The organism is Lysinibacillus antri (assembly GCF_003977595.1).
GTDB lineage: Bacteria > Bacillota > Bacilli > Bacillales_A > Planococcaceae > Ureibacillus > Ureibacillus antri.
The window spans coordinates 18,477-34,130 of record NZ_RYYR01000023.1 but is presented as its reverse complement, the minus strand read 5'-3'; the positions used below and the strand labels follow the sequence as shown (position 1 = coordinate 34,130).

Sequence of the window (15,654 nt, the reverse complement as noted above, 5' to 3'; positions counted from 1 at the left end):
AACAAATTGAAATAGTTAATACATTTGAACACCTAATCTATTATAGATAATGCCACTGAACAATTTCTGAACATTTCTATCTATACATCAGACATCAATACATGGATAGAAATGTATAAATTGAAGACGTATCTAACGCATCTTCACCAAAAACAAAACCTAGCTTTTATTCGCTAGGTTTTGTTTTTCTTACATCAAATTTCTACAAATCTTTTGTAGGGGTTGCCTGGCACGTTATTTTAAAACTTCATGACCATTCTGATTCATTGTGAATGTGTGTTCTCTTGCTGCTTCTTCAATTTCTTTAAAAGCCCAATACGATGATGAAACATCTTTGAAAGTTGGTGTCTCCACTCCTGTTAATGGACCACGTTTAAATAAGCGATTTAGCACCTTCACCGCTTCTGCTCTTGTTAATTTTTGATTTGGTTTAAACGTTTGATCATTGTATCCAATCATAATATCCGTAGTTTTTAAGAAATCAATTGCTTCTTTTGCCCAATGATTGTTTGATACATCTTTATAATTTGCCGGACCAAAACCATTTAATGTAGAACAGTTTTCATATGCGTTCGTGTCTTTTGCACATTCTTGCTGCATCCAACGATAAGCAATGGAAGCCATTTGCGCTCTTGTGACAAACCCTTTTGGATCAAATTGTTCAGAACCTACTCCGAACATAATTCCAGCATTCGTTGTTTCAAGTATGTCATTGTATGCCCAATTCTTTTGGCTTACATCTTTGAAGAATTGTAAGTTGTTTGCTTCAATATCTTCAAGATTACGAGCTAACATAGCCGCCATTTGAGAACGTGTGATAAATGCGTCCGTTCGGAAAGTTCCATCTTCAAAACCGTAAATATAGGGTGTATGCTTTTTCGAACCATCCTTATCCAAACCATTAAAGTACTCGTCTAAATTATCCATCTTCACAATCGTAAACGTACTAAATTTCTCAATTGTAAATTTCAACCCTTGTACGCCTTCTTTATATTCAACTGGGACAGGTCTTACTAAAACTCGATCCCCATCACTATGTTCAATAAAGATACCTAGGTTATTTAAATAATCTTCACGTTCTTTCGGATCTTCTGGTAATGTGACACCCTGTAACGGAAGGATTAGGTCCACTTTTCTACTTGCCAGGTTCGTTTCAATTGTCATTGGACGGCCCACTACTTCAATTGAACCATCACCAAGTGCTGCTTTCACAACTTCCTCTTTCTTTGCACGTTCTTCTACTTGCTGGCGCTCTTCTTCCTTTTTAATTGGAACAAGTCGGAAATATAGGTCATCTGTATAATCTACTAAGGATAATTTAGGAATCGAAATTGTCACATTATCCGTGTAAATTTCAAGATTTAAATTTCCACTTTTTAACTCTGACAGTGCTGACTTTGGCACCTCAACCTTTGTCTCGGATACGATGTCTTTTGCATCTGGAATCATAATACGTGCAGTATCATTTTTTGATTCTTTCGCTTTTAGTACTGTCTCTTTTGCAATAGCATCAGGCATTGTCACAAAATCTTTTACACTACCGTTAGTTTCTGTTGTACGTTGGATAGGTGTTTTATTTAATAGTTCACCATTTTCACCATCTACGTCTACTGTGATAATTTCTGTGCTACTGCCATTTCCAGTTGTCGGTGATGGACTTGGCGATGGCGCAGGGTCCGGAGTTGAATCTGGTGTTGGCGTTGGTATCGGATTCGGTGTCGTTCCTGGTAACGGATTCGGCGTTGGCACTGGATTTGGAGTAAAAGTTAATGTCGTTGATGGACTTGCATAACTTACACCAGCCACTTCTTTATAACGCACAAATACCACTTTATCTCCTGGGAATTTCGGTACGATTATGTCGGAATAGGATGTCCATGTTGATTTGTTATCAACTGAATACTCCATTGTTGTATCTGCATCTAAAATAACATTATTCATATCATCTGCCGTTACTGGTGGTGCAGGTGGTGTGGTCATTGCAAAAGTGGATCTCATATCTGTAATATACACTTTTCCATTTTCATCAATTGCAGGACCACCAGCGAGATACGAATTCGAACCTTCATAGCTTTTTGGTAAATCTTTAATATTTACTACATTGCCTGCTTTTCCGTCAGCTAGTATTGGTACTTGATAAAAATAAACTCCCCCATCATAATTCCAACTTACACCATAAATACTGCCTTTATAATAAGAGATTCCTCTTAAATATCTCTTAGGGGAATTAGGATTAATATCAAACCATGGATTTTCTAAAATGCTTGAATCAATTTCATCTAATTGATCTAATGGAACTCGATATATCTTTCCTCTATGTTGATCAGTAAAATAAAACATTTCATTTTGACTATCAATCGTTATATCTAGAATTTCTGAATCATTAAAAGTCTTTACTACCTCTAATGAACTGCTATCTCCGTTTTCTAATTCTGAAAGTTTTCCTTTATAAATAGTTCTAAAAGTTGATAGATATACGTCATCACCTTTAATCGCAATACCTGTTAAACGAATTAAAGTTGGATCAATACCCGTTTGTATAGTTTTTCTAGAATTGTCAGAAAGCGAAACTTTAATTATATTACTTGTTGCCATTTCTATAAAATATAAATTTGAACCATCTATTGTTATTCCTAGTGGTTCGTTTGCTTTTATTACCTCATAGGGTCCTAACTCCATTGGTGGTTGATTGTTGCTGCCACCATTATTATTCGAAGTAAACGTCAATGGTGTTGCTAGACTAGCATGACTTACTTCATATACTGCTTGTACACGTACTAATACAGTTTGATTTCCTTCAAACGTTGGTATAGGTGTTTCGTTATAAGGAATCCAATTAGTACCATTGTCTACAGAATACTCCATTGTATCATCTGCGCCGATTATGACATTCGCATCATCATCTGCTGTTACTGGTGGTGCAGGTGGTGTTGTTAACTCCAGTGACAACATATTAGATATATAAACTTTGCCTTCTTCAGTAATGGCAGGGGCTCCAGCAAGGAAAATTTGAGTAGAAGGTGACGGAATATTTCCAAGGTCGACCGTACTACCTGCAGTTCCATCATCATTAATTGTAAGTTTATAGAAATAATGGTTTGCACCATGGTATCTCATACCAACCCCGTATACATTACCCTTGTAATACGTAAGCCCTTTGTAATAATCTGGTGAAACCGAATTAACAAACCATGGTTCCCCTACAATCTCTGAAGCATCTGATTCTAATTCATTTAATGGGATTTGATAGATTTTTCCGTTAGTATTTAGGGTAGTGAAATATAGAACTTTTTGCTGGTTATTTATTGTCATCCCATCAATTTCAATAAAGTCATTTCCAGGAGTTTTCAGTTTTTTAATTGCTACTAACAAACTTGTATCTCCGTTTTCTAATTCTGAAAGTTGTCCTTTATATAAAGTTGTATCAGTAGAAATATATACATCGTCATTATCTATGGCAATACCTGTTAAAAAACGGTCACTAGAAATGCCTGTTTTGATTATCTTTTTAGTATTATCCACCAGAGAAACTTTGACTAAATTTCTCGTTCTCATTTCAACAAAATACAAATCCGTACCAACTATTGTAGTACCCCATGGCTTGTTTGCATTAATAATTTCAAAGGGTTCTAAACTAATAGTAGGTCCTGGGTCTGTGGATGGTTGATTGTTTCCACTAGTCGTTTGAGGTGTTACAGTTAGATTTGCACTACTTGTTACTTGACCAGCTTTATTTGAAATGACAACCTTATACTCTCCGGTATCTAATTCTTGCGCTGCTTCAATTGTATATGTAGATTCAATCGCATCTGGAATTGCTACATCACCTTTAAACCATTGATATGTAAAGTTATTACTACATGATTGTGCTTGAACAGAAAATTGAACTTGATCATTCACATTAAAAGTTTTGTTGTTTTCCAATCCAGTAATTAATACCGGTGCTTGATCTTGAGGAGGTTTTACACCAAGAACTGTAGTTTCAGTTGGTGTCACTTGAACTACAACAGGAAAATCACTAGTGTCTTCTGTATATTGAGCAACTATATAAAAATTATCGTCATTATCAATTGAAACAGAGCTTGTATCTTTAAGAAATTCTGAAAATAACTGTTCTCCTGCCCCGTTCTTTACCCTTTTTACGCCGTCAGAAGTATTATCACTATCTCCCGGGGTATAAAGAAAACTGGATGAATCAATCGCTAATCCATTGCTTGAATCATAACTTAATTGAGCAGTAACAGTAGATGTTTGTCCGTCTTTATAAATTTTCGTATATTTCCCATTTGACAGTAAATAAACATTACCTTGAACATCACTAACTACACCAGTCGTAGGTTGTGTATATCCTGATACGAGTGAATGATTACCATTCGCATCTATTTTATGGAGGTTTGGATTATCCATATAAAAAGATGAATAGTAAACATTCCCATTAGCATCAACACCTAATGTCCTTTGACTTATATTAATAGTTGCCAAAGTTGTAGATTGTCCAGTGTTATCAATCTTTACAATATCTGATTTCGCACCGCCATTATTATATAATTTCGTATAATAAATGTTACCTTGTGTATCTGCCACAAATGCACCCATATTATCTACTTGAAGTTCGTCAACTAACGTATCAATAACTCCTGATGCATCCATTTTTTTTATCGTTTTGTTACCTTTATTAAAAACATAGACATTATTACTAATATCTACCGCCACTTTTGTAGCACCTTCAAATGCATTCGTACTTTCACATGAATTTATTGGTACTACTGCATTTGCATAGATAGGCAAGTTAAAAGTACTAAATAAAATTGTTATTATTAGTAAAATACTAAAATATTTTCTCTTCCTCAATTTTGTTTTCTCCTTCCAGAATGTTAGATCTATGGTTGCTTTTTGATTTCCCCTTTTTTGACTCACTATCAATAGCATATCGCAATGTAGTAATTTAGCACTTTCTACATAAAATGCACAATTCTAAAGGGATATTTAGAACTGTAAATTCATCATACCAAAGCAGTCTGAACAATTTCTGAACACAAATACCAAAAACCACTAAATTTGTACTTATGTGGTTCATCATCATAACTAGGGGTTGATTTCCGCTCTGGCTGGATGCTTTCTGCGGGGGCGCAGTTGCAGCTTCAATCAACAAGTGAGCTAGACAATTTTTGTCATCCCCGACTTTTAGTGATTTATGCGATTACATTAAATCAAGCAGGTCATGTAAATATTAACCTATCCGACAAATCCGCTCCTGCTTATTTTGCAATCTACAATAGTAAAAAAGAGCGACTCGATTATCTTCTATCCTCTTATTCTAAGCAATTTCAACCTGGAACTTATTATATCCAAGTATATCCTAATAGCTGGGGGGATCAGTACTAGAGCGGGGACTATGTATTAACTGCAAGCTATCCAAGCGCAGATACAAAGAGTAACGAAATCGTACTTTATTTGAATAGCAAAACAGCTATAGTGAATAAAAAGAATAAGCAATTAGCCGTTGCTCCTTTTACAAAAAACGGAACAACTCTAGTTCCCCTTCGTTTTATTAGTGAGGAATTAGGAAAAGAAGTTCTATGGAATGCTAATAATAAAAGTATTACTATTAAGTAGTTTTAACAGATTAAAAGACTGCTCTTGGTAAATCTAGAGCAGTCTTTTTAGTAGGTAACGAGGGCGCAAATGTTGTTTGTGCACCCGTTACACAATTTAATAGAAGAAACCATGTAGGAAAACAAATGGCAACTTGAAAAGATCACAAATTTTTGTGACTTTTTCATTGACAGAATCTTTTTTCAACAAAGTTAATCCATTTTAGAATTAACACCCTCTTACTAAAAAATAACTAGATTTCTTAACTTCTTAGTTACTATTCAAATTCTTCAAACATAATATGTTCTTCTTCCAAAAATGTTCTTTTTAGTTCTACTTGAATATTGATTTGAAATTTCATCCATACATTTTCGTTCATCAGGATTCCTTCTGATGATTCTATATTTTGAATAAATAAATAATATTCTAATTGAGGATTATAAGGAGCTTGTGGTGTAATTCTTATTGAGTCATTTTCTATTAATTGCACACTAGCTTTATAGTTTTCCCCATGTTCATCAACAATAAAAACATTATTTTCATGAACAGTATCTTTATTTAAAGGTTTACTAAATTTTATTGTCCATGATTTTTGTAAATCTTTTGTTTCCTGATAATCTTGTTTATTTCCAACTAAAGAATAATTAGCAATTTCAAATGTGAAACGGATAGGTTTATTTAAAATCTTTCCTTCACTTGATTTTACATTCATTATATACATATTGTATTTTGTTAGCGGGCTGTAATAAGATTCAGGTGTCACTTTTACTTTCGTATTATCTTCAGCTACTACACTTAAATGAACTTTAACTTGCTTTCCATTTTCATCAATTACATAAATATTATCTGAAAGGCTTTCTTCATCTACTAATGCATTAAATGAAATCGTCCACGTCTTATCAGGCATTACTAATGTTTCTGCTTGTATGTTTTCTCCATCAAATTCAGGTTCTTCTATTTCTTTAGGAATTTTAATAATCGTAAAAATACTAAATTTATCTACTGTGAATTTGATTCCGATTGGTTTTCCATTTTTATCATATACAATTATCCCTTTTTCAGTTTTTTTCTCACCATCGCTATGTTGAATGAAAACTTTAAGGGAATCTAAAAATGCATCCAATTTTTCTGGATTAGATGGTAGATTGATATCCGATAATGGCAAAATAAGATCTGTTTCACCAAGATAATTTGTTTTTATTTCAAGTGGAGCGCTTACTGAACTACCACCTTTTGTTAATTGAGCTATCAAACCTTGTGTATTTTGTATCGCTTCGATATTTGTTACTTTCTCAATCTCGATAGCGATATCTTTATCTGCATTATTAGTTAATGTTCGGTTCGGAACTGAAATAATTGCTCTCTCAGTATTAATTTTCAAATCGATATTATTTTCACTTAAAATACTTAAAGTTGATTTTGAAATCTCCGCTTTAACTTTATCTACTGGATTATTAGGTAAATCTGTTATTAACATTTCTATAAAATTTTGTTTACTATTGATAGCCTGTAATATTGCTTCATTCGCTTTAAAGTCATTCAACTTAACCAAATCAGTCTTTTTTCCATTAATTAGTTTTCTTGTAATTTCAATTTCTACTTGTGATTGATTACCTGATTTTATTGGAATCATTCGAACTTCACCATTATCAGGTTTTGGCGTTGGTGATGGATAATTTCCACCTCCACTAGATGAATTTGCACGATTAACTTCTACTGTATAAGTTTTTGTTGTCATCCCATCTTCAGCCGTTACAATAATAGTTATAGTATTTTTACCCACGCTAAGGTTAATAGGTTCTGATGAAGTACCACTGACCACAATTTTCCCGTTAACTGAAATACTAGCACGAGAATCGCTTCCTATAGGTGTCAACAACAGGTTAGTAATATTATTACTAACATTTACATTATAATTTTCAATAGATTCGTTAAATACCGGGCTTAAAGTCCCGTTATTTAATTTAACATCAGATAAATTCGCGTTTTCAGATACTATCGGACCTATCCATTGACTTTTGAAGGCCTTTCCCTTCACCCCACCTATTTTCGCTGGTTGAACTTCAAACTGAATATATTTTCCTCTATCAGATTCCGTTACTTTGTAGGTGCTATTAATAGCATTATCAATAGTTTTATTATTTGTTCCATTTTCATCGTCAGCAACATACCATTTGTATATAGATCCCTCTTCATTTATTCCATCTTCAGAAATATATAAATAACTTCCTGTTAAAACTTCATCTATTTTGGGATCTCCTTTAATGATTACATTTTGAGCTATTGGAAGTTTGTTTACTAAAATTTTGAATGTTTTATTTACTAACCCCACTCCGTCATTTACTACTATTGTAATTGTTGATTCTCCCGATTGGTCCTTTTCTGGGGTTACTTCTAAAAGCCAATTCTCATTCTCCATTTTTGCAACAATACTATTTGATTTTATAAGTTGTTCATTTGAAGAAGTAGCTGATACAGTTAATTGTCCGATTGGTGTATCCTTATCTGTAATTACCATCGGTACCTTCACTGACTCCCTATTTTCCGAAACAACTAGATCATCAACATTCCCCAGTTCTGGTAAATCATTAACTGAATCCACGGTTACTTTAAAAGAACTATCAGTGACTAGTTCTCCATCTGCAGCAGATAAAGTGATAACTGTTTCTCCATTTTGATCTGGTAATGGCAAAATAGTTAAAGTTCTATCTTCTCTACTCCCGTTGATTATTATATTTTCATTAGGTACTAAAGACAGATTAGATGAATTAGTTGAAATACTGATATCTTCAAAATCATTATCTATATCATTAACTTTAAAAGTTAATGGGGGGATAATCTCGTCTTCAAGAACAGTTATATCTGAAATAGCGGTTATAGTTGGAGCATCATTTAATTCGGTAATCTTTATTTTAAATTGCACTTTAGTTTGTAAATCCCCATCACTAGCTGTTAATGTAATAACTACTTCTCCTACCTTGTTGGGTATAGGCGTTAAAGTTAATACTTTGTCTTTAAAATCTCCAGTAATTGATATATCCGTATTTAATAACAATTCCAGATTAGATGAAACTGCACTTACTTGAATATCTTCTATTTCATTATCAATATCTTCAATTGAAATTGGTATTTGATAATTCACACTATCTTCTGGAATAATTTTATCCTCTATTGGTGCAATAACTGGTGCATCATTTACAGCGTTTACTGTTAATAAAAAATTTTCTGTAATCGTATACACTCCATCATTGACTATTACTGAGATCACAGTTGCTCCATTTTGATTACTATTTGGTGTGATTTCAATTGTTTTATCATTACCATTTTTAACAAGTTTAATATTTGCTGTAGGAATTAATGTTTGATTATTCGAATCAAAAGTAATAATTAAATTTTCATCTTCTGTATCTGAATCATTTATATCTAATAATAATCCTTTAAGCGATTCATCTTCATTTATTACTTGATCATCAATTTCCTTTATGACAGGAGCATTTGGAACAACCTTTACTTGAAATACTTTTGTACTGGACAATGAACCGTCACTAACAGTTATAGAAATTTCAGCAGTTCCATATCGGTTAGTAGTAGGTGTAACTTTAATAGTTCGATTTTCTCCACTACCACCAATTTCAATATTTTCTTCAGAAATTAAATCTAAATTAGAAGAAACTTTACTTACGCTAATTCCATTAATATCGTTATCTATATCAGTAATTGTAAAAGGAATTGCTGAACTAGACGTATTTGTTTGTATTTCCTGATTAGCTATGTCGCTTAATATTGGAGCGTCATTTACGGGATCAACAATAATTGTTGCAGTCGAGGTAGTTGTTGAATACATTTGCTCATCACTACCTTTCCACTGAAAATTATCATTCCCTGACCAATCTTTGTTAGGTATATATATAACTTTATCAATTTCTGTTATTTCATTATTCACTTTTAAAGGCTCTATACTATCTTTTAATTTTAAGATTCCATTAGTCGGTAAAGTTGTAAGTTGAATTTTTTTAAGCGTATCACCATCGATATCAGAGAAATAATCTGTAAATGAAATACCAATTTCTGTATCTTCCTTTGTTGAGATTGATAGATTCGTTACAGTTGGAACATCATTTACATTATTTATTTTTAATATAGCTTCTACTTCATTAGCGGAGTAATCCATTCCATCAAATGCTATCCATTTAAAAGATGTTTCACCATGCCAATTGATAGGCGGAATATAAGTAAGAATATTCAAATTCTCCTTAGAAATTTCATCATTTATACTAACGGTTTCCTCGTTAAGCTTTAATTCTCCGATTAATGGTAATTGTGTAATTTTTATTTTCGTTAAGTTATCATTATCTAAATCTTTAAAGGCATTATTAAAAATTGTATCTGTCAGTGATAGGGAGGTATCTTCAAATCCTTCAAATGTTGTCACTAACAATGTAGGCAACTCATTTCGAACAGCTGTTAAAATATATTCTTTAGGCATTGAAATCCCTTGTTTATCTAAAAGTTTAATATTTATTTCATTTTTGCCTGGAATCAAAGATTGATTAATATTTTGTGTATTTGATACACCTGACCCATTTATCATTGCATTTGCAAAAGCCTTATCTTCGGGTTCAAAACTAAACGTTAAAGTAGTTTGTTGATTTGGTTGCTTGCCAAGGTTATATTGATATACAGTTGGATCAAAAGGAGCAGCTAAAATCCACGGTCCCTCAACTGTTAAATTTGATAGATTCATATTATTATTTACTCGACTAGGAAAAGGTGAATAATTATCGAGCAGATCTTTCCCTAATTCACCATTCATATTTCTACCCCATGACCATAAATATCCACTTTCATCTAATGCAAGTACATGACCATTACCAATACTAACATCTTGTATATTCATATTTTGTAAGGCCGGTACCAATCTTGGTTGACTATCTTTAATCTGATTACCGTTTCCTAGCTGATATTCATAATTATCTCCAAACATATATAACTTAGAATCAATGATTGCGGCAGAAGTTTCCCATATTCCTCCAGTTAATTTATTAATAAATCCTGTAGGAAAGGATGTAGATTGTTGATATATAGGGTAGTATCTTCCTGGGATAATAGGCAAACTTAATTGACCATTTCTATTATCTCCCCACGCCCATACAGTGTTATCTTCCTTTAATGCAAGCATATGACGATTACCTAGCGTAATTACTTTAACATTTGTTAATCCTGGAACCTTTATTGCTACTTTTGTGAAAAAAATGTTACCATTTCCGTCCAATCTACTAAGTGACGAGTCCCCTAATTGGTAGCCTTGATTGTATCCCCATGTACTTACCGTGCCATCTTCTAATAATGCTGCACCATTCCAAGAACGTGCGGAAATTTGCTTAACATTTTGAATGGGTCCTGACTCAGTCATTACTTGGACCGGTACTGTAGAAAATGGAGTACTTGTCTGATTTGAATCTGGTACATCTGGATTCCCTAATTCACCATACCAATTATTACCCCATGACCAAACTGTTTTATCTTCTTTCAAAACAAGTGCATACTCTGTACCTGCTGCTATTTCTTTTATATTCGTCATTCCTGGGACTTTAAATGGTAGATTTCGATGAGTTGTTGTCCCATCTCCAATTTGACCCTTATAATTCTCCCCCCATGTCCATACTTGTCCTTGTTCATCTAATGCCATAGAAAAAGTATTCCCTGTAGCAATTTGTTTAATTGGAGGTAGTCCCCTTACTTGTACGGGAACTCTTTTATCAATATTCGTTCCATCCCCTAAACGACCATTATGGTTAAACCCCCAAGCCCATACAGTTCCATCATTCCTTAATGCAATAGTAAACGAAGAACCTGATTCTACATCGACATACTCCACTCCTTCAGCATAAGCAGTTCTATTATTAGTATTAAAATTTATTAAAAAAATAATAAAAATAAAACATAAAATAAACCTAAAATTTGACAAAACTTCTCCTCCTTAATTTAGTAAATGTTACTTACAAATAATTACATCCAAAAAAATTATATTATATTTATTTTTAATTGTAATAAGGGAAATATACCATTTTTTATAAAAATTATAAAATATTAAGAATATTCCATAACTTGATTTATTCATAGAAAAACTTTTTTGTGTACCCAGTGCACAATATTACTTCAAGTAAATTTTTTGACACATAAAATACTAAAAAAAGCATCTCTAATTGTTAGAAATACACTAACAACCGAGATGCGTAATCATTTTTTATAGCCTGATGATTTTTTTACTAGTTATATCATCTAATTCAAGGATGCTTGTTCCTTTATTGATAGTATGAATATCATGGAGAGTTAGGATTAGTGGAATGTCATATCTAGTCTGGAGCGCGGTTGTGCCAAAATTATATGATAAGACATCTAGAGGTTCCATCGGTGGAGTGTTAGGTGTAGGTGAATCTTCAGTTGCTTCTTTATTTTCGGGGGCATTTTGTTGTTCATCCTGATTATCATGTTGATGGTCACCCTCTTCACTTGGTTGTTCCTCGTTTGCAGGCTGTTCAAGTTCCGAATTCTCCTCAGTTTCTGGTTGTTGTTCTTCATTTTCGTTTATCGGTTGTTCATTTCCCTCGGTATCCTGTTCTTTTTCCCCTTCAGGATCTATTACCTCAGTTCCATCCTGCTCTTGTACCTGTAACGGGTGGGCCATGCTTTCGATTCTAACTTCAAGTGAATCGGAATATTTTGTCATTCCGTTTTTGCTTGCCGCAAGTCTAAAGTAATAAGTTTGATTTTCAAGTAAATTTGCTATGGATGCGCTATTAGATGTATTATCAAGCGCTACTAATGTTGATGCGGGACCCCAAATTTCACCATCTTGTGAAATCTCAATCCAAACCTCCTGAGCACCTGTTACAGGACTGAAACTTAAGTCAACTTGGCCATGAATGGTAGCAGGTAGCTTTTCAAGGTTTGTTACATTAAATTCTACATCAAGTTGATTTGGTGCACTTAGTTCATCATTTAAATAATAGAATCGTTGAATATTTTCTTCAGATAGTTGCTTGTAATCGACCTTTGATATACCTGCATATTCATGTCCGATAACTTGAGAATCTGATTCGATATTTCCTATACTCTCTTCCCAAATAGTTGGTTTATCATTTGCTTCATCTTCGTTCCAGAGGTATGCATCTGAAACATCTAAAGTACCTGAACTAACGACGATACCACCGTACTTATTACCTGAAACTTCGATATCATCATGTAAATTTACAGTTGAATTATCCACTAATATTGCTGCATCTGCACCAGTAATCCAAATATCTTCAACAGAGCCTACCGTATCTATAAATTGTAACGCATAATAACCAGGACTAGATGCTGTTAAAATATAACCGTTACCATTAATATGTTTTTCTGATTCCACTACAAGTGGTTCTGTAATCTCAATATCATCGTAGATATTAATCGTACGTACATTCGGGTCTTCCATAGCAGCTTTTAATTCTTCGTAAGTGTCTACTGCTACAACAGCCGTATTTATACTTATTTCAGTAAACATGACATTAGTCAATTTTTCGACAGGATTATAAGAAGCCATCATATATGCGATTGAGCTGTTCCCTTGATAATAATTGTATTCGTAAATTCCTTCTTCATTTTGCTCTTCGTCTTCCTCATCTTCTTCATCCATTGTATATTCACTATCTATAGACGCAACACGCAGATCAGCATTTTCATTACTCTCCAAGCTAACCCTCGGATATCCAATGTCTTCTTCATCTACTATTTGCAAATCCGTCTTTTGTGAAATTAAATTTTTATAATTATTAATATAATGTCTTGCTACTGAACTATCTTCACTTGGTAAAGCAACTATAAATCCCTGAATAATTACTTTTCCATCGCTAAGTCCAAAGGCAATCATATTCATTGGTTCGTCAAAATCATTTGGATTTGAAGGAGCATTCGGATCATTTGTGAAATAGAAAATTGTATCTAAATCATCAAGATTTGGTTCCTCATATTCATGCTCTACCGGTTCATCCTCTTCTTCTACTAGTGTTGTGGCTTCCGTAGATGCTTCAAGTAAAATAGGAATATCAATTCTCGTTAGACCAAGTTGCTCAGCAGTTGTAAGGATTTGTTCTTGAGTCATATTCAGACTGAAATTGTTAAAGAATAGTTCTCCTAGATTATTAGTAACAACTAAACTCTTTATTGCAGATTTAAGATTATTAACTGCTGTTGTCACATCTGCTTGTGTTGCATTTGCGTTATTTAGTACTAACTGTGCTGCAGCAAGTGTGGATTGTAGATCGTTCCAACTTACTTCTGTATAGTTTTCTGCTATCAAACTTTTAACAGTAGCAATTGTATTTGTGAGTACTGATTTATCGACAGTTGGTGTTGAGACGTTAGATGATCCACTACTACTCGGACTTGGTACTTCTATTATTTTTTCATTTGAATCTATTATCTTTTTAATTTTATTTTTAATTGTATAGAAGTTCGTTAAGACGGACAGGGGGCGTGAATTTTCTGGGAGTATCACAGTATCGATATTAATTTGTGTACCCAATTCAATTTTTGTGGACGAGTCATGAACGAATAGCTCTTTTACTTCCCCAATAATTTTTAATGCTAATTCGGTTGCTTTTTGGAGAATGAGCTGGTCAATCAATGCATTTCCTGTGATTTCAACCTGGATATTTACATCAATCACTATTTTCGTAACATCTGCATTAATTTGAATAGACGAAACGCCAATACCAAATGTAATGAGTGGAATTTTTGTATCTGAATTGATTTCAACATAATTTCGTGCGATATGAATCCCTTCAAGAAGAGACTTGATAAGATTTATTTTCGGACCTTTTGTAGTATTTGCGACTAGATGATTTAATGAAGCAACAGAATTCGATGCAGACTCCAGTTTCATTTGGCCATTTACCTTAACTTCTTCAACTGTCACTTCAGTCGTCACTTTTTCTGTAATCAAAAGGTCACCATTCAATGTAAAATTTTCCAGTCGAACATGGTCTGCATTGACAGTAATATCCCCATCAATGACTATGTTTGCTCCATTAAAACTAAGTGGGGCGCCTTCTGTACCAGAGCTATTTAATGTTAAAGATGAAATGGCAACAATTTTGCCCTTCTCAACGATTGCATTTATTTCGGCACCTTCTAAGAGTTTTGCATTTTCCTGAGTGAAAAGTGCTGCCACAGAATTTGAAACAGTATATTTGCCCTCAGATGTTAGGACAGCTCCCTCCGACACGCTGTCAATTGTAATACTAACTTCTGCTGTTTCTTGTTTAGGTGGTACTTTTGTGGCACGTACAATAAAGGCAGCAAATTGACCACGCGTAACATACGATGAGCCGTCAAAAGTGGTCGGCGAAGTACCTGCAGTAACATGATTCTCATAAAGTGCAGTAATAGCTTCTCTGTATTCAGTTGTAACATCTGTAAAGGGTAAAAGCTCGGGGTTAGTTGCTTGTAAGTTAAATAAAGTGGCCATTAGTAGGGCCATTTCATTTCTTTGAATTGGTTGGTTTGGGTGGAATGTGCTAATATTGTCGACATTTACAAATCCTAAATTTGCTAAAGCAGCAATAGAACCATACAATGGATGGGTAGTCGGAACGTCGATAAATCCTGGATTCGACACATTCACGGTATCTAGATTTAATATATCCGAGAAGACTTTCGCCGCTTCACCACGCGTAACATAACTATTAGGACGATATGTACCATCTCCATATCCGTTAATTACGCCAAGTTCAGTCAAGGTTTTCACTGCATCATAGTAATAAGCCGATGATTTAACATCTGAATATCCCTTATAAGCTAAAGTGGTAATGGGCGTTACTATAGCTACTCCTGAAAAAGCTACAACACCCACTATGCTACCTCTTATGAGTTTTTGATAACGCTTATTCCCCAAAACAATCCCCCTTTATTATTAAATACCTTAAATCATATAATTTTTAATAAGACTTTAGAACCTTGGTTGAATAGTATCTTAATATAATTCCTAATAAGAAGTAACAAAAATATTAATTATAGTGT

The 15,654-nt window shown here is 33.7% G+C and carries 4 protein-coding genes and 1 pseudogene; 2 read left to right on the top strand and 3 right to left on the bottom strand.

Translation table 11 applies throughout. From position 1 onward, the window contains the following. Window positions 1-234: 234 nt before the first annotated feature. Window positions 235-4,851, bottom strand: a complete 4,617-nt coding sequence (locus EK386_RS14725) for a DUF4073 domain-containing protein (protein WP_158674439.1) — start codon at window positions 4,849-4,851, stop codon at window positions 235-237. Window positions 4,852-5,133: 282 nt separating this feature from the next. Between EK386_RS14725 and EK386_RS14720 the strand changes: the two genes are divergently transcribed. Continuing rightward, a complete protein-coding gene (locus EK386_RS14720) occupies window positions 5,134-5,385 on the top strand; it encodes a hypothetical protein (protein WP_126659943.1) in 252 nt (83 codons plus the stop codon). Window positions 5,386-5,439: 54 nt separating this feature from the next. After that, window positions 5,440-5,616 (top strand): annotated as a pseudogene (locus EK386_RS14715) (copper amine oxidase N-terminal domain-containing protein); the annotation flags it as partial. A 256-nt stretch (window positions 5,617-5,872) separates the two neighbouring features. Here EK386_RS14715 and EK386_RS14710 read toward each other — a convergent pair. Further along, window positions 5,873-11,563 (bottom strand): RCC1 domain-containing protein, encoded by a 5,691-nt coding sequence (locus EK386_RS14710; protein ID WP_126659942.1) that lies wholly within the window; start codon window positions 11,561-11,563, stop codon window positions 5,873-5,875. 279 nt (window positions 11,564-11,842) lie between these two features. Further along, window positions 11,843-15,529: an S-layer homology domain-containing protein gene (locus tag EK386_RS14705; RefSeq protein ID WP_126659941.1), complete on the bottom strand. Its 3,687-nt coding sequence runs from the start codon at window positions 15,527-15,529 to the stop codon at window positions 11,843-11,845. Window positions 15,530-15,654: the final 125 nt, after the last annotated feature.